The organism is Leptolyngbya sp. FACHB-36 (assembly GCF_014695955.1).
GTDB lineage: Bacteria > Cyanobacteriota > Cyanobacteriia > Leptolyngbyales > Leptolyngbyaceae > FACHB-36.
In genome coordinates this window covers 1-1848 of record NZ_JACJPG010000060.1, presented here as the reverse complement: position 1 = coordinate 1848, position 1848 = coordinate 1, and the positions used below count along the sequence as shown (strand labels likewise).

2 protein-coding genes and 1 pseudogene are annotated in these 1848 nt (G+C 57.5%); 2 read left to right on the top strand and 1 reads right to left on the bottom strand.

What is annotated here, in order from left to right:
• A pseudogene (locus tag H6F43_RS00845) lies at nucleotides 1–305 on the bottom strand (hypothetical protein); the annotation flags it as partial.
• 170 nt (nucleotides 306–475) lie between these two features.
• Between H6F43_RS00845 and H6F43_RS00840 the strand changes: the two are divergent.
• Together H6F43_RS00840 and H6F43_RS21930 are read left to right on the top strand one after the other, a co-directional pair.
• On the top strand, nucleotides 476–1636 hold the full coding sequence (locus H6F43_RS00840) for a metallophosphoesterase (RefSeq protein WP_190340138.1): 1161 nt from the start codon (nucleotides 476–478) through the stop codon (nucleotides 1634–1636).
• 5 nt (nucleotides 1637–1641) lie between these two features.
• Nucleotides 1642–1848: hypothetical protein (locus H6F43_RS21930; protein ID WP_206754524.1), on the top strand; the 207-nt coding region annotated here is incomplete at its 3' end.

The following is a 1848-nucleotide window of genomic DNA, read 5'->3' as shown; positions in this document are numbered from 1 at the left end:
CGAATTCGCGCTAAAACCGTTGTCCACCACGCCTGAATGCGCTGCCAGCTAGTCCGAAGCTGCTCCCACACGCCGTTAGCGGTGGAGGTCAGAGTGGGCAGAAAATCTGATCCAGCGGCACCTGGGTCAGGTTCGGCTTCCAATCGCTCTACCAGTCGTTCTAGCCCTCGAATCGTCGTCCGGAGTGCCCGGACCGTCTGCGTCTTGAGCGGAGAGACAGCGCGCGGAGCGTCGATCGTCTCTGGCGGCGTGTCGTTCGTTGGCTCTGGGGTCGAAGGATCGGGAGGTGGCTGATCCTGAGACATGCATCACTCCTGTGAGGCACCACGCAAACGGCGACCTCAGGGGATCAATTTAGCATTCGATCGTCCGAATCCCTCAGGCTTGTAGCATTTCTACCGGATGTGTGGCAAACAGCGCGGTAGGGAGGGAAAAGCAAGATACACTCCTACAGAACGCTTCTCGTACGAATGCTATGAGCCTCAATCGTCGTCGGTTTTTGGTGTTGGGTGGAGCCGCTTGTGGAGTGGGGGCAGCGGTTCTGGCGCACCGATCGTTCACGAGTGCCCGCCCGGATGTCATACCCGCAGCCACGAGTGATGCCGTGACAACCACGAACAGTTCTGCTGCCATCGCGATCGCGCCCAAGGGCATGTACGCTCCGGTGCGCGGCGATGTGCGGTTGGTCGTTATCAGCGATTTGAATAGCGCCTATGGTTCAACCGACTACGACCCCGAAGTCCACAAGGCGATCGACCTGATTCCCGATTGGCAACCGGACATCGTGCTGGCGGGTGGGGATATGGTGGCGGGTCAGTCGCCGTCGCTGTCGAGAACCGAGATTCAAGCGATGTGGGCAGGCTTCGACAAACACATTGGCGCACCGCTTCGCAACGCAGGTTTGCCCTTCGGCTTCACGATCGGCAACCACGACGCCTCGGCGGCAGTGGCGATCAGCGGCAAGTACCTATTCCAAACCGAGCGAGACCTGGCGGCGGCTTACTGGAACGACCCAGCGCACAGCCCCAAGCTTCAGTTTGTTGATCGCGCCAAGTTTCCCTTCTACTACACCTTCCAGCACAAAGACATCTTCTATCTCGTTTGGGACGCCTCGACTTCGCGGATTCCGCCCGACCAAGTTGCCTGGGCAGAGAAAAGCCTTGCTAGCCCGCAGGCGCAGCAGGCGAAACTGCGCATTGCGATCGGGCATCTGCCGCTATACGCTGTGGCAGCGGGACGAGATGAACCAGGGGAAGTTCTGGCAGACGCCGAGAAGCTGGGAGCCATGCTGGAGCGCTACCGCGTCCACACCTACATCAGCGGGCATCACCACGCTTACTTTCCAGGGCATCGCGGCACGCTGGATTTGCTGCATGCCAGCGCGCTGGGTAGCGGTCCCCGTCCGCTGCTCAACAGCACGCTGGCACCGTTTAAAACTCTGACGATCATTGATGTGACGCTGGCATCGGGGTCCACTGTGTACACAACGTACAATATGCAAACGCTGCAAGTCGTGGACCTCAAAACGTTACCTCGACTCATCGTGGGTCCGACGGGTCGAGTGCTGCGACTGGATGTGCAGGAGCAGGATTTGACTGCGGCAGAGCGAGCGTTGACCTTTACACCCAGCAGTTAAGAATTGTGGGTTATGTAAAATTCGGAATTCGGAATTCGCAATTGCAGAAGCTTGATTCTGTCAACGGTTCAGTTGTTCGATCGGTTGCTGGATTTTGGAGAATTGGGATTAAATTTAAGTGGGATAGCCGTCTCGGCTGTGCGGAGACAGGCAAGCTTATTCCACACTTGCATTTAATTCGCAATCCTATGCTTAAATCGCTGAAAACCTCT